The organism is Metabacillus sp. KH_069 (assembly GCF_057838075.1).
The window spans coordinates 1,811,617-1,837,727 of the sequence record NZ_CM174460.1 but is presented as its reverse complement, the minus strand read 5'-3'; the positions used below and the strand labels follow the sequence as shown (position 1 = coordinate 1,837,727).

Below are 26,111 nucleotides of genomic sequence, written 5' to 3'. Positions count from 1 at the left end.
CCTTTTTACGCTTTTAAAATAAGTAATACATCGCCCTCGTTAACAAAATCGCCCGTTTCGGCTTTTACTTCCTCCACAACACCATTTTCCGGGCTGTCTAAAGGTATTTCCATTTTCATTGATTCAAGCATGATCACATCTTGTCCTGCCGTTACTTCGTCCCCTGCTGCCACTAATACATTCAATACCGTTCCTGCCATACTTGCTTTAATTTCGATCATGTTATAAATCCTCCATTCTTGATGTGGTGAAACAAATTCTTTCTTTTCAAGTTCCTGCTTATGCGAAAACAGCTGTCTGTAAAAAGGATGTGCTGTATCTTCCGCGGTTAAATTGTTCATTCGATAAAATATTTATAAATAAAGGAAGGTTGGTTTTAATTCCCTCGATTTTCATTTCATTTAAGAATGTCTTTGCTTTTTCAATGGTTTCTTCACGGCTATTGCCGTTTACAATAATTTTTGCCACTAGCGGGTCATAAAAAGGCGTAACTGTATTTCCTTCTTTATAGGCAAGATCCACAACAACACCGTTCATCTCATTAAATGTAAACGCTTTAATTAATCCGGGTGACGGAATGAACTTCACAGGATCTTCTGCGTAAAGCCTGAATTGAATGGAATGGCCGTTTTTCGTAATTTCCTCTTGTGTAAAAGGAAGCGCGTTTCCTGCCGCAGTCTGAATTTGAAGCTCTACAAGATCAAGACCGGTCACACCTTCTGTCACCCTGTGCTCGACTTGCAGTCTAGTATTCATTTCAAGGAAATAAAAGTTTTCTTTATCATCCACAATAAACTCGATCGTTCCTGCGTTTATGTATCCTACATGCTTTGCTGCAGTGACAGCAGCTTCGCACATTTTGGCCCGTGTCTCATCAGACAGGTGCGGGGATGGAGATTCTTCGACCACTTTTTGATTTCTGCGCTGAACAGAACAGTCACGCTCAAACATGTGCACGACATTTCCGTGATGATCTCCAAATAATTGAATTTCAATGTGCCTTGCCTCTGCAATGAATTTTTCTATAAAGACTTCATCATTTCCGAAGTATGCTTTTGCCCTTGTTTTCGTTGAGTCAAAACATTTTATAAGGGCTGCTTCATCGTCACACCGCTGCATGCCGATCCCGCCGCCTCCGCCGCTTGCTTTAAGCATAACCGGATAGCCGATTTCCGCTGCAAAGGAACAGGCGTCCTCAACTGTAGAAATACCTGTAACACTTCCAGGCACGACAGGCACGAGAGCTTCCTTCATCGTTTTTCGCGCTGCAACTTTATCTCCCATTAGAGCCATTGTTTCTGAATGAGGACCAATAAACTTTATGCCCTTTTCTTCTGCTGCCTGGGCAAACTCCGTATTTTCAGATAAGAAACCATAACCCGGATGAATCCCATCCACTTGTTCCGTGACGGCAATATTTAAAATTTCATCCTTTAATAAATAGGACTTCGCTACAGGAGCTTCACCTATTCTAAAGGCATAGTCTGCTTCTTTAACAAATGGCAGCTCAGCATCGGCATCAGAAAAAATGACGACTGTTTCAATCCCCATTTTTTTGCATGTTTGGATAATCCGAAGCGCAATTTCTCCCCGGTTTGCAATTAAAATCTTCTTCAATTTCTCCCCTCCCAAGGTGTAAAAGAATATCCCCACAGAGTACATTTCTTCATAAACTTCAAATTTCCTGCTATAAAATGAAAACGCTCACGAAACTCTTTTCTAATCTTATCTGCGTGGTATAATAAATGTAAGTTTTAAAATGTTGATAAGATTTTGTATTCTTATCTTAAACCTGCATGAATAACAACGATCAGAGGCTGCAAGGGGGAGAAACAATGTTTAAGGTAGAAAAATTGCTTATTAATTATAAAACGTTAGAGGAATTTAAAAAATTTAAAGAATACGGGCTGCAGGAGCTGTCCATGCTGGATGATCTTCAGGATAACATCATCGAAAATGACAGCAATTCTCCATTCTACGGCATTTACTTTGGCGAGAAACTGGTTGCCCGCATGAGCCTTTACCGAGTTGATAAGAAATTCGATGAATATTTTGACCCAAAACAGGATTATTTGGAGCTGTGGAAGCTTGAAGTGCTTCCTGATTATAAGCGCAAAGGCTATGGCACGGCACTTGTTGAATATGCAAAGTCTTACGGTGTTCCGATCAAAACCAATCCAAGAATAAAGTCGGGTGAATTCTGGTCAAGAATGGGATTTGAATCAGTGACATATGACATGGACCGCGATAAAGGAGAAAATCCTCTTGTCTGGTATCCTGAAGGCGTTTCCGAACAAAAAGGAGAATCCGCTTAATAAAACCTGCTCAATACAATAAAAGAATGACCGCAGCGGCGGTCATTCTTTTATTTTTCAGCTCTTTCGAGATTTCCCTTGCGGTCCATCTGAAACTTCACTTTGCGGCTGCGTTCATCGTCTCTCAAAACAGCCATATTTCTTGCGCGTTCCATCATTTCAATCAGCATCATATAATCTTCCTCTACAATCTTAAGATTGCTGTGGATGGTCTCTTTTTCAGCCTGCAGTTTTTCAATTTGCTGCTCAAGATGGGTTACTTTTTTAATAAGTTTTTCATTTTCGCTTTTTAAGTCTGCCGCGCTTCCTGAATTTTCATAGGTTTGCAAAAACGATATCACTTCATGAAAAGTCAGCGGTCCTCCCGCTTCAGGCTGCTGCAATTCAGTTTCGTAAGAGGGCTTAGCCTGTTCTGCTGATTCTTCAGGCTCTTGTTTACGGATTTTCTTGCGCTGCGATTTTGCCATTTCTATCGCTGATTTGTACTGCTTTCTCACATAAGAATTCCAGCGGAAACCGCATGCTGCAGCTGTTCTTGATAACTTTTGCCCAACTTCTTCAAATGCTGCAAGCTGTGTTCCGCCTTCACGAATCTGCCTGAGAACTATTTCAGCAAGCATCAAATCCTCATCCTGAGTCCAAGCATCCTGACGTGTAGTCGTCATATCTATTCCCCCTAATACGCATTTTTTACATACATATGCGCCTGCTAGAATAGATAGACTACCGAGCGTGACAGAAATCACAGGAATACAAGCTGTTTTTTCCCTGTCTACTTTTGAAAGAATTGCCTTACAGCATGAAGATGATCTTCACGTGCCCAAAGCTCTGCACACTGGGCGATTTCTTCTTGCATTCTCTTTTTCAGACCGGAGCTGACCCATTTATTGATCTGAACTTTTTTATACGCTCTTATCACATCAGGATAAGGAATAAGAGACTTTCTTATGTATTCATATGCATCTGTTTCAAATGTATCAGAATGAAAAACACGTGAAGCAAATCCAAGTTCTTTTGCTTTTTGAGCATTCATTCTCTCCCCGCTCGCGAGCATGTATAAAGCTTTATCATGCTGCATTTTTTCAAACAGCATCGTGCTGCCGCCCCAGCCAGTAGTAATCGCTTGATTTCCCTGAATAAATCCTAGTGAAGCTTCTTCATTTACTAGTCTGAAATCAGCAGAAACAGCTAGTTCCATTCCTCCGCCTACAGCCGTTCCATTTATCATAGCGAATGTCGGTACAGGAAGAGTCATAATTCTGTATAACAGATTCCCCATTTTAGAGAGCATATGCAGAGCTTCTTCAGCAGTCGTGATATTCCCGAAAACAGAAAGATCACCGCCTGAACAAAAAGCCTTGCTGCCGCTGCCGGTTATGATTGCCGCAATCAGTCTCTCATCGCCTTCTGCTTCATTCAAAATCGTTTCTAATTCATTCATCACATCATAGTCAATTGCATTTCTGCGTTCCGGCCGGTTAATTTTAATCTCTAATAGTCCGTTTCTCTCGCTTGCTGATACTTTCCCCACTTTTATCCCCCTAATAGAAAAAGATGAATACCTTTTATTTTATAGAAAGGACCGGCCAAGTACTAGAGCGTATTTTTATTAATCTTCATAAAAAGGCTGTTTTCGCACGGATTGTTGTTTTGGTTATAAATGTTGCCCGTTGCTTACCGCCGCAATCCGGTTAAGGGTATAAACATATAATTAAACGACAACAAAAAAAGCGCAAGGATCAGAGATCCTTGCGCTTTTAATGAAGTTATTATTTGCTAACAACTTCTTTTCCTTTGTATGTTCCACATTCTTTACATACACGGTGAGCTAATTTAACTTCACCACAGTTTGGGCATGCTACCATACCAGGCACTTGCAATTTGAAGTGTGTACGACGTAGTCTTTTTCTTGTTTTAGAAGTTCTTCTAAAAGGTACAGCCATTATTCCCACCTCCTTACAGAGTTTCATTAAAACTTTGTGTTTAAAACAGCCTATATATAAGTGCTAAACAATAGCATTAGCTGTCTTGATCATCGAAGAATTTCGATAAGCCTGCAAGTCTCGGGTCAATCTTGTTTTTGTTATCTTCTTCAGAGATAACTTTCCAATCTTTTCCCTCTTGCGGGGCAGCCTGATCATTTCCTTCAACAGAATCGCTAAAAACCTGCATCGGTACTTCCAAAAGTATGTTTTCTTTAATAACAGGTATTAAGTCAACGATATCTTCTTGAACGTGATGGACATCTTCCTCCATCTCGAAGTCGGCATTCGGTTTTAATAAAAACGTTTCAGTTGTATGAATTTCGAACGGAAATGGAACATCCACTAGCGTTCTTGCACAAGGGAGAATCATCGTGCCAGTCAGCGTCAAATGAAAAGTTGCTTTAGAAGAGCCAAGATCTGCTCTGCCTTTTACTAAAACAGGTGAAATTTCACGTATTTCAGAAAGCGCGCCTTTCATATCTGTCAATTGGACGGTTTCATCAATTTGCAATCCCTTGTTTTGCAGTTGGTTCAGTTGATTAATAGACCATTTCATATGGTATCACCTCAAGGCAACAAAGGTAATTATAGCTTTCGCAATAATATTTGTCAATATTTTTTCTTTACAGTGTTTAGTATACATGAATATTGTTTTAATGCAAAATGTTCACGCTGATTTTAAAGGTCTTTCAGCCTTTTTTTTGCAGAAACTTGACTTCATGAGCCCCACGTTTCATGATTTAATTAGAAAAATAATGAAAAAAAATAAATCAGGGAGGAATGTTCTTGAAAGCAGTCGGGTTAGTAGTTGAATATAATCCATTTCATAATGGACATCTCTATCACCTTCAGGCTTCCAAAGAAAAATCTGAAGCAGATACAGTCATCGCCGTAATGAGCGGCCATTTTCTGCAGCGAGGCGAGCCTGCACTTGTCTCAAAATGGAGCCGGGCGAAAATGGCCCTGCAGCAGGGAGCTGATCTGGTCGTTGAACTTCCATATGCATTTGCGACCCAAAAAGCAGAAATTTTCGCAGATGGCGCCATCTCCATATTGGAAGCGTTAAAATGCCATTCCGTTTGCTTTGGAAGTGAAAATGGAGAGATCACGCCTTTCCTTGAGACGGCTAAAACACTTGCAGAACGTGATTCAGACTATCAGGATGCTATAAAGTATTATATGAAACAGGGAATAAGTTATCCAAGTGCCCAGACAAAGGCCTATCAATCACTGGACACAGGCGGACATACACTTGATTTATCGATGCCGAATAATATTTTAGGTTATCAATATGTAAAAGCTATTCAGAAACAGGGATCTGCCATTTCCCCGATCACGATTAAACGGACATCAGCAGGCTACCATGATGAAGAATTTAATGAAACCCCTATTGCAAGTGCGACGAGCATACGCAAGGCCATTTTTTCAGAAGAAAACAAAGATATTCAATCTTTTGTACCTGAAACCACCTGGGACAATCTAAAGACGTATAAACATGATTTTGACACCTTTCATCAATGGGAAGATTACTTTGGATTTCTTAAATATACAATCTGCACAATGACGCATGATGAGCTGAAGCAGATTTATGAAGTTGAAGAAGGCCTTGAAAACCGGGTGAAATCTCTCATTCATCAGGCTGCATCATTTAAGGGTTTTATGGAGCAGCTGAAAACAAAACGGTACACATGGACAAGACTTCAGCGTCTTTGCCTTCATATTTTAACAAGAACCACCAAAGATCAAATGAAGCTTGATGAAACAGGAGCCCCTTATTTGAGGCTGCTGGGCATGTCTTCGCAGGGGAGGGCTTATTTAAACGGCATAAAGAAAACGGTCGATAAACCAATCGTTTCAACTTTGTCTGCATTCAGCCACCCGCTGCTTGATCTGGATATAAAAGCAGCATCAGTCTATGCCATGGCTTTCCCTGAACCGATGCGCTCTCAATTTATGCTCAGCGAATATTCCACAAGACCTATTCAATATAACGAAGCAGAAAACCTGTTTTTGTAGGCTGCTGCAAATAAAAAGTGACTTCTCGATGAAGTCACTTTTTTTATTTTTCTTTTAATTTTTTCAGATAAGCCACCGCATCATCGAATGTGTCAATCGGCACAATTTTCATATCCGTGTCAATCTCTTCGGCCGTTGCAGCTGCTTCTTTATAATTGGAGGCAGCGATGCCATTTTGATTCGGCGCAAAAAAGATCTCTGCTCCCGATTTATCCGCTGCTACAATTTTCTGTGATATCCCGCCAATTGGGCCAACTGTTCCTTTTTCATCAATCGTTCCTGTGCCTGCAATATGATAGCCTTTTGTATAATCTTCCTTTGTCAGCTGATTATAAATTTCAAGTGTCATCATTAATCCTGCAGATGGTCCTCCAATATTGCTTGTATCAAGCGAAATGTCAGGCTCGGTTAATAGTTCTCTGTCAGTGACAAGAGAGATTCCGATGCCGACTTTGTTTTTGTTATCCGGAAACTGGGCCGCTGTTATTTCGGTTTTGCCTTCTTTTCCAGTGCGGTCATATGTAATATCTATCTTATCGCCTTTTTTCTTTTGGCTGACATATGCTATAAATTCTTCTGCTGTTTTAAATTCTTTCCCGTCGACTCTAAAAATACGGTCTCCGGTTTTAAGCTTGCCTTCTGACGGCATCCCTTCAACAACCTGCATGACATAGATGCCGTGGAACTTGTAGTCCACTTTTTTGCCTGCCTTTTCATACGCTAATGAAACAGCAGATTCCTGAGAAGATTCCATCATATGCATTTGTCTATTTAAATAATCATCATCCGATTCACCTTCCTGAACGACATCTTCAAGCGGCAAAAGCTCATGATAAGGAAGGACATTTGCGAGGACGTAAGAAAATAGATTTGCCCTTCCAAAACCGACGGTTGTCAGCGAAAAACTGCCTTCTTCATCATATCCGCCATCCACTTCTATAATCGGTTCAAGCTCAGTTGCCATGCCCGGCTTTGTTACATAATAAGGGAGTTTAATAAAATTCAGGACCGCAGCGAGGATTACCCCTATTAAAATGGCTCTGACTACTTTGTTATTCTTCATCTTGCTGTGACCCCTTCCAACTCTCAATCAGCTCTTTTATTTCGCTTACATGCTTTTTTGCTTCGTTTTCACCGATCTCAATGATTTCTTTTATGTTTTTAAAAGCTCTTGAACTATATTGCTCTACATGCGGCCGTATCATAATATCCGAGGCAATTTTGCGGTGATGGACAAGCTCATCCTGCATAATGTCAAGGCTCTGAAGAATGACATCAAAAATGGACGTGATTTCTTCCGTCTTTTTTACATGAGAAACATCTACAGCTATGACAAGATCTGCGCCCATCTCTTTAACTACCGAAACAGGAATCCGGTCAATCACCCCGCCGTCAATGAGAAGCTTTCCATCTATTTTTTCAGGAACAAAAATACCGGGAATCGCAATGCTTGCCCGAACTGCATCTGCAACTGGCCCTTTTGTAAAGACCACTTTTTTTCCTTCGTATAAATCTGTCGCAACAATAGACAGCGGAATATCCAAGTCTTCAATATGCTTGCCTCTTGTGAAGACCTTGATAAAATCCTTTACGCGGTTCCCTGCAATAAAACCCATTTTAGGCACTGTAAAATCCAAATAATATTTGCGTTTAAATAATGTAGCTAGCTTATATAAATGCTCAAATCCGAGCCCTGTCGCATAAAAACTGCCGACCAATGCACCCATGCTGCTTCCTGCAATCATGCTGACCTGAATACCCTCTTCACTTAATACCTTCAATACTCCGAGATGAGCAAAACCGCGTGCTCCGCCGGATCCCAAGGCGAGACCAATTTTAGGTTCTCTTTTCAAAGAGATGCCTCCTCTAATGTCAATTCATCCGTTAGTCAATTCTATGGTCTAAAATGGTCCCCTATTCTCGTATATTGAACTATCAAAGAGTGTACAACCCTGCAGGAAAGATTGACTATATTTTATCATTATCCGCTTTAAAAAGTATAGAAAGAAGCAAGAGGGGGACATATTTTGAACGCAGCTAAATTAAAAACACTTCTGCTGGGATTTTTATTGATCATCCTGGCATTTGCTATGATTATCAGCCCCAAAGTTTCCTTTACTGCTTCTAAAGCAGGGCTTGAGCTTTGGTGGGGTGTCGTTTTCCCGTCTTTGCTGCCCTTTTTCATCCTTTCCCATCTGCTGATCGGATTTGGAATTGTCAGGTTCATTGGTGTGCTTTTAGAACCGGTCATGAGACCCCTGTTTAAAGTTCCAGGCATTGGAGGATTTGTCTGGGCAATGGGATGGGCATCGGGCTCCCCTGCAGGCGCAAAGCTGACGGCAGAGATGCGGAAAAAAAATCAGCTGACTGCTATTGAAGCTGAGAGGCTTGTATCCTTTACGAATTCTTCTAATCCATTATTTATTTTCGGAGCCGTCGCCATTGGATTTTTCAGCAATCAGGCTCTTGGCCTGCTTCTCGCTGCTGCCCATTATACCGGAAATCTGGCTGTTGGTCTGACCATGAGATTTCACGGACGCGAACAGAATAAACCGTTAAAAACAGACTACAAAAGACCGTCAATAAGAGAAGCTTTCAGACAGATGCACCAGACCCGGATTGATGAGACAAGGCCTATCGGAAAAATGCTTGGCGATGCTGTTCTCTCATCAATCCAAACCCTGCTTATGGTGGGCGGATTCATCATTTTATTTTCTGTATTAAATAAACTATTATCCCTATTATCGATCACGGATTTTATTGCTGTCGCATTCTCTCTATTCCTTGGACTTTTTAAATTGTCTGCTGAACTCAGCGTTCCGCTTGTATCAGGCATGTTTGAGATGACACTCGGCAGCAAGCTTGCAAGTGCAGCAGGTGCCGACCTGCTGCAAAAAGCGATTGTGACAAGCTTCATGCTTGGCTTCAGCGGTCTGTCTATTCAGGCTCAGGTTGCAAGCATTCTTGCAGAGACAGACATCCGTTTTCGTCCGTTTTTTATCGCGCGAATTCTGCAGGGAGTCTACGCCGCCTTCTTTGCATGGATCTTCTGGAAGCCTGTCTATTTGGAGCTCTCCGGCTCAAATGTATCTGTTCTGCCGGTTTTTCTCACAGAGGATACTCCTGTTCTTCTAGCGTCCATCTGGAGCCTGTTAACTGAAATTGGGCCGATGATCACGATCGTCTCTTTGCTTGTATACATTTTCATATATGCAGGCAGAGTCTTTTCAAGGAATTAGATTAAGCAAGCTGAGGCAAAAATGGAAGATCAGCGGATTTACAGCATTCACCAACCAAATTATTCGGTTTTTTATTTTTTATCCCCATATAAAAAAGTGACCCCATAGAACGCATTCACGTCCAAAGGTCACTCTTTTTCATCGGTTAAATTTCTGTTTTAACGCATTTTCAACTGCTTTAGGAACAAGTTCCGAAATATCGCCGCGGTATTTGGCCACTTCTTTTACGATACTCGAGCTTAAAAATGAATATTGGTTGTTCGTCATCATGAATAACGTTTCTACGTTTGGATCAAGCACCCTGTTCATGGAGGTAATCTGCATTTCATATTCAAAATCAGAAACCGCACGCAGCCCTCTCAAAATCGTGCTTGCATTCTTGCTGTTTGCATACTCAATTAAAAGACCTTTAAAGGATTCTACCACAACATTCGGCATATCCTTTGTTACTTCCATTAAGAGCTCACAGCGCTCATCCACATTAAACAATGGGTTTTTTGATGAATTATTCAGCACACAAACATACACCTTATCAAATACTTTTGCCCCGCGTTTAATAATATCCAAATGTCCGTACGTCACAGGATCAAAGCTCCCCGGACAAACAGCAATGCTTGCCATTTTACTCCCCCGTCCCTTGTTCTTTATATATATAGATGGACACAGCACTAATGCCGTATGATTCATAGCGGGTGAGCTTATAGGATCCAATCTCATCCGGCAATGTAATCCCGGCATCATGTTCAGCCACGATAATGCCTCCATCTTCCACTAAACGAAAAGAATCAATCAATTCGATAAGCGCTTTCAATTTTTGTTGCTTGTACGGAGGATCCAAAAAGATCAACTTGAAGGACAGCTCTCTTTTCGCAATGGCTTTTAACGCTCTCTCCGCATCATTGCGGTAGACCTCTGCCTGACTTTGAAAATGACAGGCTTCTAAATTTTTATGTATGGTTGCAACTGCTTTCGCTTCCCGGTCGACAAAGATGCATTTATCAATTCCTCTGCTTAAAGCTTCGATTCCAAGACCGCCGCTTCCCCCAAACAAATCGACTGCAAGCCCCCCGTCAAAATAAGGGCCAATAATATTAAAGATAGATTCTTTCACTTTATCAGTTGTTGGGCGTGTCGACATGCCCGGCACCGCTTTTAATGGCCGCCCTTTACAGCTGCCTGATACTACTCTCATCTTTCTCACCACTGTTATTTTGTCTTTGCTGCTAGAAATTAGCCTGTTTTATCGTATCATAGAGCGTGGACAGAGACAATATTGAAAAGCGGAGCCTTACTCTCTCCACCATGCTGGAATCAGGATTTCGCCTGCATGGTGCAGCTTCTTTTCTGCGGCCATTGTTCATAAGGTGTCCGAAAACTAAAAAGACAATTAAAATAACTGGTTCAGCCACCTTTATCAACCTGTCATGGGCTCATTGTCAGTATACTTACTTAAGAGTTGAAGTCCGCCAACTAAAAAAACCCCGCAGGAAACCTGCAGGGTCCTTCTAATCCAAAAAAAGCGGACTTTTTTTGGGCAGAAGGCAAAGGGAGAGGAGAAACCGGAGGAAGAACTTATGGGGAAACGTAAGTCTTCTCCGCGGTTGGCAACAACATCTTCGATTCGATGTTGTTACTATACATTATCCACCAATAGAGTTCACACTATACATTTCTATAAACTTTTTTCTTGATAAAAATAAGACATCATCTATCTAACTGAATTTAAACATGTTACATTATGATGAGAAAGAAAGAACAGGAGGAATTCAGTTTGATACAGCGCTTTATCGAGCTTGGAGCCGGCTATTCGGATCTGTATGAATTAATCGAAACCACACAGGCGAATGCTCATCGTGTCTCAAGATTTTTAATACTTAATACAACGATTAACGAAAGAAAAATGTCATCTTTTGCAGTCACAATGAACCCGACTGACCCTGGTCAATTCCAGGCGATCTACCTGTGCCTTGAAGGCATTCCCGCAGGAGAAAGCAAACGCCGTGAATTATTTGAAGAGCTTGCAAAAAAACTTGACAAATCTATTATAGAGCTTGACGTAAAATCTTCTGATCAATTTGCCGAAAAAGAATTGTATTTTCAATACCTCACAGGGATTTTGAGAATGAACCGGTATTTGCCGCCTTGGCAATAAGAAATGCGGAATCACCCGTTTAGCTCCGACAGCCAGAAAAGGATCCGGCAGTAAAGGCGCTTTTTGCCTTTACTGCCGGATCCGTTCTGGCCGAGGAGTTGGGTGATGGAGCTGGACAATAACGAAAAGCGGAGCCGACTGTTTAGCCCCGACAGACAGATAAGAATCCGGCAGTGAAGGCGCTTTTTGCCTTTGCTGACGGATTTGTTCTGGCCGAGGGGTTAGGAGGCGGAGCTAGACAATAACGAAAAGCGGAATGGCCGTTTAGCTCCGACTGACGTATCCGTTCTGGCCGAGGAGTTGGGTGATGGAGCTGGACAATAACGAAAAGCGGAGCCGACTGTTTAGCCCAGGCATGACAGATAAGAATCCGGCAGTGAAGGCGCTTTTTGCCTTTGCTGACGGATTTGTTCTGGCCGAGGGGTTAGGAGGCGGAGCTAGACAATACGAAAGCGGAACCGCCCGTTTAGCCGATTTTTCTATTTTTTTAGCTAATTTATATTAATTAGGAGAATGCTTTTTTTCATTTAGCCTACATTTAAAGATTCAGCTGCTTTTCTTTGCATCTAGAATTTTCTTCTGTTTTATAGCCTATACATCTCCCTTTTCAGCCAATCTGCTGCTCAAACTTTGGTCCATTTCTCATGCATAAAAACGTTTTACTCCTGCAGTCAAACTATAAAAGCTGCCAGCCAAAATTCCTCAATCTGAATATAAGAAAAAGCGCAGCCCCAAACAGGATTGCGCTTTTCTTCTAAAGACCAAGTTTATAGTCATATTCTTTTGCTTTATCGATTTTCGATTCGAATTCCAATTTAAGAAAGGGCTTATATGACGGTTCAGCGTGCTTTACAAATGAAAAGGATGATACCTTCTCTATTGTGTGTTCAACATGTTCCATGTCACAATATAAGACAACATACTTTAATTTTTTGGATACGTAATGGATGTTCCCGAATTTACGGAGCATTTTAATTTGCTTTAAGGAATGCATCCAGATGATAATGCCTTGACGCTTATCAAACATCATAAATAATCTCCCTTTTTATATTCTCCACTTGAAGTGTACCAATTTTCTATTTTTTTTACAATACGCACCTTGAAAACCTTTCTGCAAAAGGAGCTGAATGCTTTGAACCTGAGCCAGACTGTCCAATTATTTTTAGATAGAATGAATGCAGATGAAACACTTTCATGCTGGATAAAAAAATCTGCCGGCATTCCGTTTCTCTATGTTCAGGCAAATTCCGCAGGATCACTTGCTCACATTAAGCTCAAGATTGAGAAAGAGTCCCGTTATGCAATGAAGGGGAAACGGCTTACGTTTGAATGCATCTTTGTCAGAGAAGACACGAAATTATATGTATTTAGGCACCGGTTTTATGTGCCTCAGGAAAAAATGTTCTGCTGCGGCAATTTGTGCGAGGACTGTATCCGTCTTAAAAAAGGAACTTAAAAAACGAGGACTGGCCTCGTTTTTTAAGATGCTTTACAGCCGCATCCCCCGCCTGAGCCGCATCCTCCCCCACAGCTTGATCCGGCATCGAAAAACGGATTGCCTGTGGGCACTTTGATATTCTGTGAAACGGCTCTGCCGAGTTCAATGCTTATTTCATCCAGCAGCGATTGAAGCTCTTTCTCTGCCTTTTTAAAAGCAATTACTGCGTCATGAAGGTCAAGCTCACGCTTTGCTTCCCTCATGGCCTTGGTGATTTCCTTATAATCTGGATGATATTTGCCGAAACGCTGGACATCTTCGTATAAGTCCTTGATTTCTACAAATTTGGCGATCACCTTTTGTGCAGATTTATCTTTGTTTAATGTATTTAAAGTGCGGCGATAGTCTTCCGCAATTTCTGACTCAACAACTAACGATCCAAGAAGCTCAGCTTCGTCGATTAAATTGACGCTTTCTATAGTAGCAAACATAGACGCATCACCTCCAGCTATATTTTAACATGTTTTTGCCGGAATGGTAAATGCAAGCGTCTCACTGGACCGTAACATTCCACGTTTTTTTTAAATGATATTTCGAAGAATCATTGTGCAATAGTTCAAGGGAAATCGTATGTGTTCCTGTTTTTAAACCTTTTATAATAAATGCTGCTGTATGTATTTCATCCGTTTTTTTTCCGTCAACATACAGGTTCATGTATCCTTCACCATTTATTTTTTTCCCGCGCTCATCTGAAAAAGTGAAATTTGGGACAAAGCACTCTATGTAAACATTTTGCCCTTTAATATGATGATTGACATAAAGCTGTCTTCCTGTCTGAGCACCCGCTTCAATTGCATCCTTTTTTGCAATGCTGATTTCCATCGGAACGGCATCTCCCTCTGGACGGGGTTTTTCATTTGTGCAGGCTGTAAGAGATACGAGAAATAAAATCAGCACCATAAAGTGTTTTATCAATGACAACGCCTCCTTATGGAGGTAGTTTCACCAGTTTTATACCAAATATGTTTTCAGCCAAATAAAAAAAGAAAGTCATGGCGGCGACTTTCTTCCTAGTCAGTCCTGCTGTCTCATCGACTGAAACATTCCAAGCATCATGGATGCCATCTGCACTGAATTTGAAAATTGAGCTACTTTATGCGGAATGGTTTTTTGATAATAATTCATCATCGCAAGCTTCATGGATTCTGTATCTTGAGGATTTCTGGCGAGCTTTCTGTACCAATGGGGCTGTTCACGCAAAAATTTTTTTAATTCATTGTCTGCTGCAATCATTTCCTGAATTTCTTTTCTCATGCTGTCGCTCCTGCTTAATCTTTCCTGAAGGAAAAGGGATTGCTTGGTGTTTTCGACTGGTTAGATGATGAGCCTTTTGTAAGCCCAAAGGTTGAAAATAAGTTTTGTATGGATGAAATGGTGTTGTTCATGTTGTACAAATGCTGATTCATTTGATTGGCATCCATGCTTTTTACAGCCGTCATCATCCTGGACATAAAATCAGACTTCTTTTCTGCTGCAGTTTCCGCCTCATCTGCATCATCTCTGTACTTTTTCCATGAAACATCATTTTCTCCAAGCAAATACCAGTCTTCAAATAATTCCTGCCATTTTTTCTCGCCTTTTCTGACTTCAGTAATCAATTTAGGGTGTTTTTTAACAAATTCTTTAAATTGTCCAATTGAAGGATGTTCTTTTTTTTCTGTCATTAGCTGATCACCTCTGCTTACCTTCGCCTACTATATTTTATTGGATCGTCTAAAAACGGTTCGCCCATTTTTGCCCTTTTACCATGCTGCACAGATTTTTAATAAAATCCTGATTGCACAATATTTGGGAGGACTGATAAGATGAAGTGGAGAATAGAAAGGATTGGGTGAGAGATGGAACAGGAAGAACTGATGCGCTTATTGGCGGAATTAAATGAAGAAGATGCTCCCGTTTTAAAGCTGTTTCTTGAAGGCCTGAAAAAGAAAGCAAGTAAAGAAAATGGATCATACATAGGTGCATTGCTGCATGCACAAGGTGAATATTCCGAAAATCAATTTATATTAACCATCCCCAACACGGCAATTATTCAAAACTCCCTGAATATCGTACATGGAGGAATTACCGCTACACTGCTTGATTCTGCAATGGGATCACTTGTACATCACGTTTTGCCTGAGCACCTTGCTGCCGTTACTTCTGAAATGAAAATAAATTATGTTGCTCCCGGAATTGGCACGGAACTGAAATGTATAGCCTCTCTAATCCATAAAGGCAGCAAAACGGTCGTGACTGAGGGAAAAGTCTTCCGTGATGACGGCAAATTGATGGCACATTGTACAGCAAGCTTTTTTATTATCGATCGTCCTAAACGATAAGTAAGGAGATAGAAATGTTTCCTTTTTTTAAAAAGACATGTTATTTCTGCAAGAAAAAATCCAAGAACACAGAAACTTATATTGGTGATAAACAGGCTAAAATTCAAGTTTGTCACCTTTGTAAGGGCTATGCTGAGAGACGTGCGTATAAAAAAGCATAGACTGGCCTGCATTCTTAAACGAAGCAAAAAGACACCCGCTTGGATGTCTTTTTTTGTTGTGATTATCATTCATTAAGCGGCCTGATAAAATTTTGGGTATAGTAGAGCTCATTTACACCTACACCGAGCCTTGTAAAATCTGGATTTAAAAGCGTATCACGGTGGCCCTTGCTGTTCAGCCAGCCTTCAACAGCCGCTATACCATCAATATATTGGGCTGCAATGTTTTCACCGGCCATCTGATAAGCTACATCCCCTTCTTTTAAACGGTCTGCAAGCGACCCCTCGGTTGGCGATTCATGTGAAAAATAGTCATTGGAAAGCATATCATTGCTGTGCAAAAAGGCTACCTCTGAGGTCATCTGATCCCACTCTACAGGAGGAACATCGTGCCGGCTGCGAATAATATTTGTAAGATCGAGAATTTGATTTTCTGCTCCCTTTTCTACAGCCTTCCATTCTTCTGCGTTAAGCTGCTTAGGCTGAATCAGTTCTCCGCGGTAAACAACTTCATAAGGACGCTGCTTTACCAGCGTTTCTTCATCTAAAGCTCTGATGCTTGAAAGCTCGCCATCAAATTTATCTAAATAAAGCTGAACATACACATTGCCCATTTTTACGATCGGCCTTGTGTTCATATCCTCTTCTGACATTTCAAATCGATAGGAATTGCCGTCAAAATCAATGGAGATACTGGAAGAAATCGAATTAGTCTTAAAAACCTCTCCAACAGGCTGCCCAAGTTTATAAGGCTTTACATTCACCTCAGGGCCGATGGCATATACCGTGACGACTTTATCATCAAGCACTCCCACCTGAAGGTACTGCTGATCGTTCTGGTTATAAATCCACCATTCATAGTCATAGGATGAAGGATCTTTCCTTGCAGGTTCCCCAAGTGTTTTAAGGATCTCTCCCGAAGATTTTCCAACAAAAGAAAGAACGCCTGAATCCGGCATATTTAATTCTTCGTTTGATTCATTTGCGATTTGTTCATTTTCATCTATTTGTTTGATCGGTTCTTTATTTCCATATTGAATAAAAAGAATATAAGTAATAAAAATAATCATCAATAAAAAAATGGTTTTTAATATACTGCTCAGCTTAAATCCCTCCAGGTGACTCATTTCTACCATTATATGAACCATTAGATTCATTATACTACTAAACAGTATTTCACAATATTGGCAGATAGTATATCCTTTTATAGGTCATTTAATCAAAATTAGCAGCATTTTTCAAATAAGATGTTCCATTTAAACTTTTTTCAAGTTCTATTTCCATCCGGAGTAAAGTCCCTTCCACTTAAATGGCTGTTCAGAAAGTCTGTTTTCGCATAATTATTGTTCTAGTTTATAAAAGTTGTCCGTTCTTTTCCGCTCCACTTAAAGTTTGTAACATGGAATGTAATAACCACAAAGTTTATGAAATGAGCCTATAGAAAAAATCAGACAGGATTTTTCCTGCCTGATTCCTTTTAGAGACTTATTGGACAATCCTTTTACAGCTTATTGAAGCTGATGATCATCCTTTTCAGAAATTGTCGTTAATGCAGAGCCTGCCTGCTGATCTGTCAATTGATTTAAGGACAGATCCCCAAGTGAAACCATTCCAACGATATGTCCATCTTCTACAACAGGAAGCCTTCTGATCTGATGCTCTGCCATGAGCTGTGCTGCTTCATCTGCAGATGCATCCGGACTGATTGTGCACAAGTGATCGCTCATCACTTTTGTCACTTGATAAGATCCAGGATGTTTTTCTGCAATCCCTCTAACAACTAAATCACGATCCGTTATCATCCCGAGCAATTGATCGTTCTCAATGATCGGAATGGATCCCACGTTCCATTCTTTCATTTTGACCGCTACTTCGTACACATTATCAAGCGGCGTGCATGCCTGGATGTCATTAGACATAATATCTCGAACCTTCTGCATAAAAAACCCTCCTTGAAAGTAAATAGAATCATCATTCTGCTGAAATAGTTTGGCCTAAAAAAAGATAAAGATGTAAATTATCAGGTAAAGATTGAAAGTTCCATGCATTCGTACTATGATTGAAGTGGAGTTCATTAAAGCGCTTTACTAATGAAAATGCCGTTATAAGGTTTTAGGAGGGAATACATAATGAAATTGGAAAACACTGGACTGGATGGTTTGACAGTAGAATTAGCAAGGCTTGATGAAATTATGGATGAACTTGGCATCGTCCGGGCTGGTCAGTGGGATTATGAACGTGTTACATACGATCGTAAATTCGAAAACAAAGGTGAAACATTTTATCTGCGCATCCCTGGATATGCAGTAGAAGGCGATATTGGCGCAAAGCATGCAGTTGTTAAATTAATGACACCTCTTCTCGGCAAGCACTATTATCCGCACGGAGTAGAATACGGCGAAGGCGAAACGTTTCCAAATGCCGTTTTAAGTACAAGCCAGAAGCTGCTTAAACAGCTAAAAGAAGAAGTAGGCCGCATCGTATAAAGATTTTCATGCAAAAGCATAAACTGCTTTTGCTTTTTTATTTGATCCTTTTATTAAATCCCTTCATACGCCTCATACTGAGAATGATATTTTCATAAAATTTTAAAAAACCTATCTGCACACCGTACTTTCGTACTATAATTTAAGGAGAACCATTGAAAGGAGCAAGGGATTGTCTACTATACTTAATAAGCGAAATTTCCTCATTATTCTATCTGTTATTGTGATTGGGCTGATCATCTATTTTCTTCTGCCCATATCGATTCCCTTGATTATGGCATTTATTACTGCGTTATTATTGGAACCTCTCGTAAAGCTTTTCCAAAACCGTGTTAAGCTGAAACGGAAAATGGCTGTGCTCGTGACTTTTTTGATCTTTCTGTTCACCATTACCATCAGCGGTTACTTTATCACAACTAAAGTAGTAGGCGAAGCCATTCGGACAATTGAAAATGCACCAAGCTACATAAACGAAATTACGATAGCCTGGAACAATATTGAAAAAAGGATTACAAACTCAGCAAAGGACCTTCCGCCGGAGTTTGTAAATGAAATCAGCAATCAGGTAGAAGAATTTCTTGAAAAAACAAAAGCCGATCTTGCAAGCTCTGTAAATATAGACAATGTCAAAAGCATATTTACAAACATTCCTAATTATATGGTAAACATGCTGGTTTTCTTGATTGCCTTATTCCTGTTTATGCTTGAGCTGCCAAACCTGAAAGTCCGAATGTATGGACACATGACGGAAAATACTGCTCAAAAAGTGAACTTTATGATTACTCGCATGTCATATGTCATTTTCGGCTTTGCAAAAGCACAGTTTTTAGTCAGCATTATTATTTTCGTTGCTTCCTTTATCGGACTGCTGCTGATAGCCCCCGAAATTGCGCTTGTTATGTCCATTATCATTTGGATAATTGATGTGATCCCAATCATAGGATCTATCATTATTATGGGCCCCTGGACACTTTATCATCTCATTTCAGGCGATCCAGTGCTTGCGACTAAGCTTGGAATTCTGACAGCTGTTCTTTTAATTATCAGACGAACCATAGAACCTAAAGTAATGGGCAGCCATATTGGATTATCTCCTCTCGCAACGCTCATCTCGATGTATCTTGGTTTAAAACTGTTTGGTGTCCTTGGTTTTTTCATCGGCCCAATGATTTTAATTGTGTATAATTCCGCAAGAGAAGCTGGCATAATCCGATTTAATTTTAAATTTTAAAAAATGAAAGAGGCTGGGACAAATGGTTTTCAGCCAAAGAAAAATCCGAACTATTATGTGAAATTCCAACTTGAATTTCGTTTTAGTTCGGATTTTTTCTTTGGCTCTTTTCATAAATATATTTGCTACAGTTCTAAATGTTAGAACCCTTAAGTGGATTGTAGCGGAAGGAACTTGACTCCTGCGGGAAATAGAGCAAAATGGGAGACCCCACAGGCAACGCCGAGGAGGCTCCCATGCTCCCCGCGGAAAGCAAGTTCCTGGAGCGGAAAGGAACGGGCATTATTTATCATGAAAAACAACAATTTATGTGAAAATAGCTCTTTCTTTTAATGATTTTCGCACTATTCAATGTTCGGCTTTCAATGTTCCAGTCTCTTTTTAAATGCGATCCATGCAAATAGATTTTTTCGAGTGAAGCATTTGCTTCAGCAAATCTAGATCATCTTCCGGTCCCTGAATCAGATCTGCGTCATAGAGCGAAGCTGCTTTCATATACCTGAACAAAACAGCGGTTAAAATGGCTATATCCATCTGCAGACCTCGTTTTGGAGGATGAGAACAGGCACTTCCTTGAGATGCCTTCTGAAAGTGAGTGATCTTGCCCTTTTTTATAAGATAAGTTCCGCTGTTCCAGTCTGCAAAGGAATCATGGATGTGCAAAAAAAGCGGCTTTTCGGCAGGAGCTACCATATATTGCTCTAAAAAAGATTTGACATTAATGATCCTCCCCATAATGGAAGGTTTAACCTTCGATAGAATAAAAGGGTTTTTCAATAAAAACGAAAAATGATCCTGTTCATATGTACGCCAAATCAGTTCTTCAAATTTCAATCCTTTCTGGCAGAGAAAAGTCCAAAGTGATTTTTTTGCTGTGTCATTGAGGGCTATGCATTCATCGATATACAGCTTTTGGTTTTCGAGCCTGCAAATCAAGTATCCATCTGCACTCCCCTCCTTAAGGAAGTGAACAAAAACAAAATGATTTTCATTTAATATCTCTTTTTTCCACCATTCTTCCGATCTGACTAACAAACCATTATTCTCTTTGCTGAAACAATCATAAACTACTTGCAGAAACGGCAAAGCAAGAATCCCGCTGAGCTCTTTGACATTACAGCTCCCGCTAAACGACCGGAGAGGAAGATCTTCTTTCCTTATCGTCCACTGCTTTTCATTTGAAATGAGTTCCCAGCCGAATTTTCTGTAATAAGGTATGGAAAAAGGATGCAGATATGAAATGGAATAGCCGCGGTGTTTCATCCATACTAAAGCTTCAAATAGAAGCTTGTCCATATCATGCTTGCGCCGCTTTTCCGGCAACACACAAATAGATGACAGTCCTCCCATCTTCACTTTTCCCCCAGAAAAATAGATGTTTTGATCCAGGATGTGTACTTTAGCAATCAGCTTCTCACATTCAAAGTCACCAAGTATACACTCACTCTGGAGGCGATTTATTTTTGTGCAATCGTTCTTTAATGAGAATTGTGATAAAAGGGCAACCTCTTCATAATCACTCTTTTCTGCTCTACGAATCATATGGTATTCCTCTCATCTAGGCTTTCTTTTTGAGTTCCCAGGATAAAAAAACGTCCTCTTTTTTTGTGCAGATCATACCGAGTTTTTCAAAAAGGCGAATGGATTTTTTATTATGATCGATGCATTCCATACTGATTTGAATGACCGATTTTTCACTTGTCAGCCATTCAATGACAGCTTCAATCGCTTCAAATGTTAAACTTTCTTCATCTTCGGCCTCGTGGATGTTGTAGCATAGTTCCACACAGCCATGCTCATCCGGCATGCCCTGCAGAAATAAGTCTCCTACAATTCTCTTTTCATGATACAAAATAATCAGCCAAAGTCCCCAGCCGTATTCTTTTTCATTCCTCTCCAGTCTTTCTATATAGAGCGGGAGCATTCCTTTGACGGCAGTTGAAGGCCAAGTAACAGGTATTCCAATCGGGGAGCGGCTTTCCAGTTCTTTTCTGTGAAAGACTAAAGATTTTGCAATATCTAAAGAACAGGGGATAATCAGCAGCCGATCTGTTACAATTTCAATCATCTTACAGTCACTCCCTTTCGTAAACCGTCTGATACTTTCATTTTATGGCCATTCTGTGCGTCCTATACTTAAAGAAAAAAAGAAACAAAAAAGATGTTATAGAATGATCCATTCCATAACACCTTTCGCGTCTCACTAAAACCCTAAAATCGCTTTGAATACAGAGGTCGTCTCTCCGCCTTTATACTGAATATACAGCAGATAATAGACAGCCACGCCGGTAATGGCGGTAAAAAACCAAATAACGCTTGTAACCGGACCTGATTTTCTGTGCTTTGACAGATTGTTTTTATAGCCTGAAATCAAGGTGATAATGCCAAATATTGCACCTATTGTAGCTAAAGTAATATGAAAAATCAGGAAAACAGTATAATAGACTTTAATGTTGTCTGGTCCGCCGAATGCAGTGTTCCCTACAAAGACAGTTCTCGAGGCATATACTAAAAAGAAGATAACCGCAAAAACAGCTGCGGTAAGCATGGCCTTCTGATGGGCTTCTATTTTGCGCTGCTTTATTAAATACCAGCCAACAGCAACAGAAACTGCACTTAAAACAATAAAGGCTGTACTAATAGTAGGTAAAATAGGTACATTCATTTTTGCAGCTCCTAAAAATAAAAATTATAGATTGATAAGCAGAAAATTAGAGCGAAAGTTATTTAATCGGCTGCGGAGTAAATCTTTTTCTTTCCTCAAGATCATCACGCTCTCTCTCCTGACGGGCCCATTTGAAGAAAATAATCCCAAGTAGGGTTCCATAAACAAACTCCTGGATAATTTTCATCATGATGCCTCCAAGCTGCTGATCTTCAACAAGAGGCAATGTATTAAACATTTCCGGACCAGTCAAATTCAGTCCTGACAGCATACTTGCCGGGACGCAGAGTTCCAGGGCTCTGGCCCATGCGCTTGGATCTGAATACGTAGAATAAAGCGAAGTATCAGCAAATATGATAAGAGCACAAGCTGGCGTCAGCAGCATTCCATTGGCGAATATGTATCCGATTTTCTTAATTCCGCCAAGCTCTCTCCATTCAGGCAATTCATTCAGCAATGGCCACCACATCAGCATTGCTGTAATGAAAATTAAAATCGTTACGGAAGCATGCAGGACATGATCTGTTTTCACAGCATCAAATACAAGCGGAATATGATAGATTGAAAAAATCCCATTGAAGACTATCAAGGCTATCAGCGGTTTAGACAGAAATGAAACGATTTGCTTCACTCCCTGTCTGTAAATCATCGCTCTCCACATCCAGACCGGAATGCCATAGATAATCAGAGGCGGTATCAGCAAATATAAAAGGGCCATTTGTGTCATATGTGCACTGAACATTAAATGTCCCATTAAATCCAGCGGACTGCCTTTTACAGCATATAAAAGAATCATGCTGCCTGCAAAAAGTGCCTTCTGTTTGAACGGGACAGGCTGGCTATCATGAAATCGATTTCGAAGAGGTCCGATTAATAGAAAATAAATGCCAAGAATGACCGCAACAAACAGGAAAAAATAAGGGCTCCACATTGCTCTAAAACCAAACATTTCTAAATTTAACAATGAGTTCATCTCCTATTTCTGCTATAACTCCTGCAAACTATTATACACCTTCAATGAAGCGCTATCAATGAACGTTCTATGACATTAGAAAAGCCCAGGAACATAAACTTGAAATTCCCGAACCGGGCAGGAAACGGCCGCTCATTTGATTTGCAGTCTGCTGCCTTACTTTTCAGCAAATAAAAAAACCGGCTGAGGATTCAGCCGGTTTTAGGATTACCACCAAATGATTGTAACAAATGCCAGTACTGTCAAAAATGCTACACCAATTCCTGAGTAAAGGAAAAGCGCAGGCACTTCATGGCCTTTATGGCTCATATGCATAAAGTAGTAAAGCTGGAAAATAACCTGTATAACAGCAAGCAAAAGGATAAACGGAATTTTAAACCATTCTGCAATGCCATCATAGCCAATTGCTACAAATGCAATGACTGTAAGGAAAATCATTAATGCAAATGTAACAACCTGAAATTTCATATCTTCTTTATTTTTCTTGCGGCGATATGCAAGATCTACTTTTGGGTTTCCTGAGTTTTGATTAGCTGCCATCAGTTTATCCCACCATTCCCATTAAGTATACAACCGTGAAAATGAACACCCATACAACGTCAATGAAATGCCAGTATAAACTTGCAACGTAGTATTTTGGTGCGTTGTATAAGTTGAGTCCTCTTTTTGCATTGCGGACCATCAATGTCGTAATCCACAGAAGACCGAATGCCACGTGGGCACCGTGAGTTCCAACAAGCGTGTAAAAGGCAGAACCAAGTGCACTGCTTGTCATTGTGAAATGAAATTCGTGAATATAATGATTAAACTCATAAATTTCAAGGGCAAGGAAGCCTGCTCCTAAAAGCACCGTGATTCCCATCCAAAGCTGCATCTTTTTAAACTGAAAGTTCTTCATGTGATACATCGCATATACACTTGTAAGCGAACTTGTCAAAAGAAGCATTGTTGCTGCAAATACAAGTGGAAGTTCAAACATTTCCTGTGTAGTTGCACCGCCGTTATTTGAATCTCTTAAAGCTAAAAACGTAGCAAACAGAGAAGCAAACAGGACCGTCTCTCCCCCAAGGAAAAGCCAGAATCCTAAAAATTTATTTTTGCCTTCAAGGGTCGCCTTTTCAGGTGAGGCAGGGAACGTTTCAGCTGTTAATTTTTCCTCAACATGCATTATGCCTTAACCCCCTTATCGTTATCATCATTCATTAAATCTTCTTTGTGAATATGATAACCGTGATCATCAATGATTGAACGAAGGAACATACACCCAAGCGTAATTAAGAATCCGATAATAATAACCGGAACTCCCCATGCATAATCTGCATGATACAATAATCCGAATGCTGCAACAAACAATCCAAAAGACATGATCAGCGGCAGGATGGAACCGTTAGGCATATGGATGTCTCCAAGCGGTTCTGCAGGAGTCATGCCTTTGTTGCCTTCCATTCTTTCAACCCACAAAGCGTCAAGACCGCGGACAAGCGGTGTTTGTTTAAAGTTATATTCTGGTGCAGGTGATGATACAGCCCATTCCAGGTTGCGTCCATCTCCCCAAGCATCTCCTGCTGCTTTTTCTCCTTTAATTGAAGAAATAACGATATTGTAAATCAATACGATTGTTCCTGCAGCCATCAAGAAGGCACCAGCCGTACTGATCAGGTTCCCCGTTTCAAGTCCCTGTCCAGGAAGGAAAGTGAAAATGCGTCGCGGCATCCCCATCAATCCAAGGAAATGCTGGATAAAGAACGTTAAATGGAATCCGGTAAAGAACAATACGAAAGTTACAACACCAAGTTTTTCGCCAAGCATTCTGCCGAACATTTTCGGCCACCAGTAGTGCAGGCCTGCGAATAATCCCATAACAACTCCGCCTACGATAACATAGTGGAAATGGGCAACTACGAAATAGGTATCATGATACTGATAATCTGTCGGTGCAGCTGCAAGCATGATTCCTGTTACTCCGCCCATAACGAACGTCGGAATGAATGCAACAGACCAGATCATCGGCACTGTAAAGCGGATGCTCCCGCCCCACATTGTAAACATCCAGTTGAAGATTTTAATACCTGTCGGAACGGCAATGGCCATTGTGGCTACTGCGAAAATCGCATTTGCGATTGGGCCAAGGCCAGTTGTGAACATGTGATGCGCCCACACCATGAATCCTAAAAATCCGATTAATACTGTAGCAAATACCATTGACGAATATCCAAATAATCGCTTTTTCGAGAAATGCGGCAGAACATCTGAGAAAATCCCGAAAGCCGGAAGAATTAAGATGTAAACCTCAGGATGTCCGAAAATCCAGAATAAATGCTCCCAGATAATCGTATTTCCTCCAAGCTCCGGAACAAAGAATCCAGTGCCAAATACACGGTCAAACATCATAATTGCTAAACCAACTGTAAGCGGCGGAAAAGCAAATAAGATAAGTGCTGAAGCTACAAAAGTTGTCCAAGTGAACAACGGCATGCGCATGTAAGTCATACCAGGTGCACGCATGTTAATGATTGTTGCGAGGAAGTTAATACCCGCAATCAGTGTACCAAATCCTGATATCTGAAGTCCCAGCAAATAGAAATCTACTCCATGGCCAGGCGAGTTCAGTGCAAGTGAAGCGTAATTCGTCCAGCCTGCATCAGGTGCTCCATCTAAAAACCAGCTCAGGTTCAGGAAAAGTCCTCCAAAGAAGAACAGCCAAAAACCGAGTGAGTTTAAAAATGGAAATGCAACGTCACGAGCTCCAATCTGAATCGGTACAACCGCATTCATAAAACCGAAGATGAGCGGCATGGCTGCAAGGAAAATCATGGTCGTGCCATGCATAGTTAAAATCTCGTTGTAAAGGCCGGCTGCGATAAAATCGTTATTTGGCACAGCGAGCTGAATTCTTATAAGCATCGCTTCTAATCCACCTACGAGGAAGAAGAAGCCGCCGGAAATCAGGTAAAGGATGGCGATTTTTTTATGGTCTACTGTTGTTAAATAGTCCCATAGAACAGCGCCGAACCCTTTTTTCTGAGTTAACGTACTCACAGTGTTACCTCCCTTTTATTCTGCTGAGAC

Annotated in this window: 33 protein-coding genes; 9 read left to right on the top strand and 24 right to left on the bottom strand. The window is 40.6% G+C overall.

Annotated elements, in window-relative coordinates:
* Nucleotides 1–5 precede the first annotated feature (5 nt).
* A complete protein-coding gene (locus AC3ISE_RS09110; RefSeq protein ID WP_133311269.1) occupies nt 6–221 on the bottom strand; it encodes an acetyl-CoA carboxylase biotin carboxyl carrier protein subunit in 216 nt (71 codons plus the stop codon).
* 58 nt (nt 222–279) lie between these two features.
* Nucleotides 280–1,617, bottom strand: a complete 1,338-nt coding sequence (locus tag AC3ISE_RS09105) for an acetyl-CoA carboxylase biotin carboxylase subunit (RefSeq protein ID WP_489223947.1) — start codon at nt 1,615–1,617, stop codon at nt 280–282.
* A 218-nt stretch (nt 1,618–1,835) separates the two neighbouring features.
* Between AC3ISE_RS09105 and AC3ISE_RS09100 the strand changes: the two genes are divergently transcribed.
* Nucleotides 1,836–2,315 (top strand): N-acetyltransferase, encoded by a 480-nt coding sequence (locus AC3ISE_RS09100; RefSeq protein WP_070879069.1) that lies wholly within the window; start codon nt 1,836–1,838, stop codon nt 2,313–2,315.
* Between the two features lie 50 nt (nt 2,316–2,365).
* Here the strand turns inward: AC3ISE_RS09100 and AC3ISE_RS09095 are convergent, their stop codons facing one another.
* The 4 genes from AC3ISE_RS09095 to AC3ISE_RS09080 all read right to left on the bottom strand — a co-directional run bounded on the left by AC3ISE_RS09095 (nt 2,366) and on the right by AC3ISE_RS09080 (nt 4,856).
* A complete protein-coding gene (locus AC3ISE_RS09095) occupies nt 2,366–2,980 on the bottom strand; it encodes an RsfA family transcriptional regulator (RefSeq protein WP_489223946.1) in 615 nt (204 codons plus the stop codon).
* A gap of 107 nt (nt 2,981–3,087) precedes the next feature.
* Nucleotides 3,088–3,846, bottom strand: a complete 759-nt coding sequence (locus AC3ISE_RS09090; protein ID WP_489223945.1) for an enoyl-CoA hydratase/isomerase family protein — start codon at nt 3,844–3,846, stop codon at nt 3,088–3,090.
* 238 nt (nt 3,847–4,084) lie between these two features.
* A complete protein-coding gene (gene rpmF, locus AC3ISE_RS09085; RefSeq protein WP_029285043.1) occupies nt 4,085–4,258 on the bottom strand; it encodes a 50S ribosomal protein L32 in 174 nt (57 codons plus the stop codon).
* 76 nt (nt 4,259–4,334) lie between these two features.
* The gene (locus AC3ISE_RS09080) at nt 4,335–4,856 is read right to left on the bottom strand and encodes a YceD family protein (RefSeq protein WP_489223944.1); all 522 of its coding nucleotides are present in this window, start codon (nt 4,854–4,856) and stop codon (nt 4,335–4,337) included.
* 230 nt (nt 4,857–5,086) lie between these two features.
* Here AC3ISE_RS09080 and AC3ISE_RS09075 point away from each other — a divergent pair, with 230 nt between their 5' ends.
* Nucleotides 5,087–6,316: a nucleotidyltransferase gene (locus AC3ISE_RS09075; RefSeq protein ID WP_489223943.1), complete on the top strand. Its 1,230-nt coding sequence runs from the start codon at nt 5,087–5,089 to the stop codon at nt 6,314–6,316.
* A 43-nt stretch (nt 6,317–6,359) separates the two neighbouring features.
* Here the strand turns inward: AC3ISE_RS09075 and AC3ISE_RS09070 are convergent, their stop codons facing one another.
* Both AC3ISE_RS09070 and AC3ISE_RS09065 read right to left on the bottom strand, forming a co-directional pair.
* Nucleotides 6,360–7,379, bottom strand: a complete 1,020-nt coding sequence (locus AC3ISE_RS09070) for a SepM family pheromone-processing serine protease (RefSeq protein WP_489223942.1) — start codon at nt 7,377–7,379, stop codon at nt 6,360–6,362.
* Nucleotides 7,369–8,169 carry a patatin-like phospholipase family protein gene (locus tag AC3ISE_RS09065; RefSeq protein ID WP_489223941.1) on the bottom strand — a complete coding sequence of 267 codons (801 nt, stop codon included), beginning with the start codon at nt 8,167–8,169 and terminating at the stop codon, nt 7,369–7,371. The genes AC3ISE_RS09070 and AC3ISE_RS09065 overlap by 11 nt, the downstream gene beginning before the upstream one ends.
* A 174-nt stretch (nt 8,170–8,343) precedes the next feature.
* On the opposite strand from AC3ISE_RS09065, the gene ylbJ reads away from it, so the two are divergent.
* A complete protein-coding gene (gene ylbJ / locus AC3ISE_RS09060; RefSeq protein WP_489223940.1) occupies nt 8,344–9,555 on the top strand; it encodes a sporulation integral membrane protein YlbJ in 1,212 nt (403 codons plus the stop codon).
* 138 nt (nt 9,556–9,693) lie between these two features.
* Here ylbJ and coaD read toward each other — a convergent pair whose 3' ends face one another.
* Nucleotides 9,694–10,176, bottom strand: coding sequence for a pantetheine-phosphate adenylyltransferase (gene coaD, locus AC3ISE_RS09055; protein WP_070879061.1), 483 nt, complete (start codon nt 10,174–10,176; stop codon nt 9,694–9,696).
* A gap of 1 nt (nt 10,177) precedes the next feature.
* Nucleotides 10,178–10,747, bottom strand: a complete 570-nt coding sequence (rsmD, locus tag AC3ISE_RS09050) for a 16S rRNA (guanine(966)-N(2))-methyltransferase RsmD (protein ID WP_489223939.1) — start codon at nt 10,745–10,747, stop codon at nt 10,178–10,180.
* A 579-nt stretch (nt 10,748–11,326) separates the two neighbouring features.
* Here rsmD and AC3ISE_RS09045 point away from each other — a divergent pair.
* Entirely contained in the window at nt 11,327–11,707 is a 381-nt protein-coding gene (locus AC3ISE_RS09045; protein WP_489223938.1) for a DUF7147 family protein, read from the top strand.
* A gap of 307 nt (nt 11,708–12,014) precedes the next feature.
* Entirely contained in the window at nt 12,015–12,212 is a 198-nt protein-coding gene (locus AC3ISE_RS09040) for a hypothetical protein (protein ID WP_489223937.1), read from the top strand.
* Between the two features lie 249 nt (nt 12,213–12,461).
* Here AC3ISE_RS09040 and AC3ISE_RS09035 read toward each other — a convergent pair whose 3' ends face one another.
* Nucleotides 12,462–12,734 carry a YlbG family protein gene (locus tag AC3ISE_RS09035; RefSeq protein ID WP_070879159.1) on the bottom strand — a complete coding sequence of 91 codons (273 nt, stop codon included), beginning with the start codon at nt 12,732–12,734 and terminating at the stop codon, nt 12,462–12,464.
* 105 nt (nt 12,735–12,839) lie between these two features.
* Here AC3ISE_RS09035 and AC3ISE_RS09030 point away from each other — a divergent pair, with 105 nt between their 5' ends.
* Nucleotides 12,840–13,163 carry a hypothetical protein gene (locus AC3ISE_RS09030; RefSeq protein ID WP_489223936.1) on the top strand — a complete coding sequence of 108 codons (324 nt, stop codon included), beginning with the start codon at nt 12,840–12,842 and terminating at the stop codon, nt 13,161–13,163.
* 23 nt (nt 13,164–13,186) lie between these two features.
* Here the strand turns inward: AC3ISE_RS09030 and AC3ISE_RS09025 are convergent, their stop codons facing one another.
* The 4 genes from AC3ISE_RS09025 to AC3ISE_RS09010 all read right to left on the bottom strand — a co-directional run bounded on the left by AC3ISE_RS09025 (nt 13,187) and on the right by AC3ISE_RS09010 (nt 14,869).
* Nucleotides 13,187–13,636 (bottom strand): YlbF/YmcA family competence regulator, encoded by a 450-nt coding sequence (locus tag AC3ISE_RS09025; protein ID WP_489223935.1) that lies wholly within the window; start codon nt 13,634–13,636, stop codon nt 13,187–13,189.
* Between the two features lie 61 nt (nt 13,637–13,697).
* Nucleotides 13,698–14,120 carry a hypothetical protein gene (locus tag AC3ISE_RS09020; RefSeq protein WP_489223934.1) on the bottom strand — a complete coding sequence of 141 codons (423 nt, stop codon included), beginning with the start codon at nt 14,118–14,120 and terminating at the stop codon, nt 13,698–13,700.
* 99 nt (nt 14,121–14,219) lie between these two features.
* Entirely contained in the window at nt 14,220–14,459 is a 240-nt protein-coding gene (locus AC3ISE_RS09015) for a YlbE-like family protein (RefSeq protein ID WP_070879055.1), read from the bottom strand.
* 14 nt (nt 14,460–14,473) lie between these two features.
* Nucleotides 14,474–14,869, bottom strand: coding sequence for a YlbD family protein (locus AC3ISE_RS09010; protein WP_070879054.1), 396 nt, complete (start codon nt 14,867–14,869; stop codon nt 14,474–14,476).
* A 174-nt stretch (nt 14,870–15,043) separates the two neighbouring features.
* Here AC3ISE_RS09010 and AC3ISE_RS09005 point away from each other — a divergent pair, with 174 nt between their 5' ends.
* Nucleotides 15,044–15,526, top strand: a complete 483-nt coding sequence (locus AC3ISE_RS09005) for a PaaI family thioesterase (protein ID WP_489223933.1) — start codon at nt 15,044–15,046, stop codon at nt 15,524–15,526.
* A gap of 226 nt (nt 15,527–15,752) precedes the next feature.
* On the opposite strand, the gene AC3ISE_RS09000 is transcribed toward AC3ISE_RS09005, so the two are convergent.
* Together AC3ISE_RS09000 and AC3ISE_RS08995 are read right to left on the bottom strand one after the other, a co-directional pair.
* On the bottom strand, nt 15,753–16,790 hold the full coding sequence (locus tag AC3ISE_RS09000) for a CAP domain-containing protein (protein WP_489224299.1): 1,038 nt from the start codon (nt 16,788–16,790) through the stop codon (nt 15,753–15,755).
* Nucleotides 16,791–17,195: 405 nt separating this feature from the next.
* Nucleotides 17,196–17,627: a CBS domain-containing protein gene (locus AC3ISE_RS08995; RefSeq protein ID WP_489223932.1), complete on the bottom strand. Its 432-nt coding sequence runs from the start codon at nt 17,625–17,627 to the stop codon at nt 17,196–17,198.
* A gap of 189 nt (nt 17,628–17,816) precedes the next feature.
* On the opposite strand from AC3ISE_RS08995, the gene AC3ISE_RS08990 reads away from it, so the two are divergent.
* Entirely contained in the window at nt 17,817–18,173 is a 357-nt protein-coding gene (locus tag AC3ISE_RS08990) for a YugN family protein (RefSeq protein ID WP_070879051.1), read from the top strand.
* Nucleotides 18,174–18,345: 172 nt separating this feature from the next.
* The gene (gene ytvI / locus AC3ISE_RS08985; protein WP_489223931.1) at nt 18,346–19,404 is read left to right on the top strand and encodes a sporulation integral membrane protein YtvI; all 1,059 of its coding nucleotides are present in this window, start codon (nt 18,346–18,348) and stop codon (nt 19,402–19,404) included.
* A 381-nt stretch (nt 19,405–19,785) separates the two neighbouring features.
* Here ytvI and AC3ISE_RS08980 read toward each other — a convergent pair whose 3' ends face one another.
* From AC3ISE_RS08980 to ctaD, 7 genes are all read right to left on the bottom strand, one after another.
* On the bottom strand, nt 19,786–20,946 hold the full coding sequence (locus tag AC3ISE_RS08980) for a GNAT family N-acetyltransferase (RefSeq protein WP_489223930.1): 1,161 nt from the start codon (nt 20,944–20,946) through the stop codon (nt 19,786–19,788).
* A gap of 16 nt (nt 20,947–20,962) precedes the next feature.
* The gene (locus AC3ISE_RS08975) at nt 20,963–21,472 is read right to left on the bottom strand and encodes a GNAT family N-acetyltransferase (RefSeq protein WP_489223929.1); all 510 of its coding nucleotides are present in this window, start codon (nt 21,470–21,472) and stop codon (nt 20,963–20,965) included.
* A 135-nt stretch (nt 21,473–21,607) separates the two neighbouring features.
* The gene (locus AC3ISE_RS08970) at nt 21,608–22,069 is read right to left on the bottom strand and encodes a DUF420 domain-containing protein (protein WP_489223928.1); all 462 of its coding nucleotides are present in this window, start codon (nt 22,067–22,069) and stop codon (nt 21,608–21,610) included.
* Nucleotides 22,070–22,127: 58 nt separating this feature from the next.
* A complete protein-coding gene (ctaG, locus tag AC3ISE_RS08965) occupies nt 22,128–23,042 on the bottom strand; it encodes a cytochrome c oxidase assembly factor CtaG (RefSeq protein WP_489223927.1) in 915 nt (304 codons plus the stop codon).
* Nucleotides 23,043–23,249: 207 nt separating this feature from the next.
* A complete protein-coding gene (gene ctaF, locus AC3ISE_RS08960; protein WP_070879045.1) occupies nt 23,250–23,582 on the bottom strand; it encodes a cytochrome c oxidase subunit IVB in 333 nt (110 codons plus the stop codon).
* Nucleotides 23,583–23,586: 4 nt separating this feature from the next.
* Nucleotides 23,587–24,210: a cytochrome c oxidase subunit III gene (gene ctaE, locus AC3ISE_RS08955; RefSeq protein WP_133311293.1), complete on the bottom strand. Its 624-nt coding sequence runs from the start codon at nt 24,208–24,210 to the stop codon at nt 23,587–23,589.
* A complete protein-coding gene (gene ctaD, locus AC3ISE_RS08950; protein WP_489223926.1) occupies nt 24,210–26,081 on the bottom strand; it encodes a cytochrome c oxidase subunit I in 1,872 nt (623 codons plus the stop codon). The genes ctaE and ctaD overlap by 1 nt, the downstream gene beginning before the upstream one ends.
* Between the last annotated feature and the right edge of the window lie 30 nt (nt 26,082–26,111).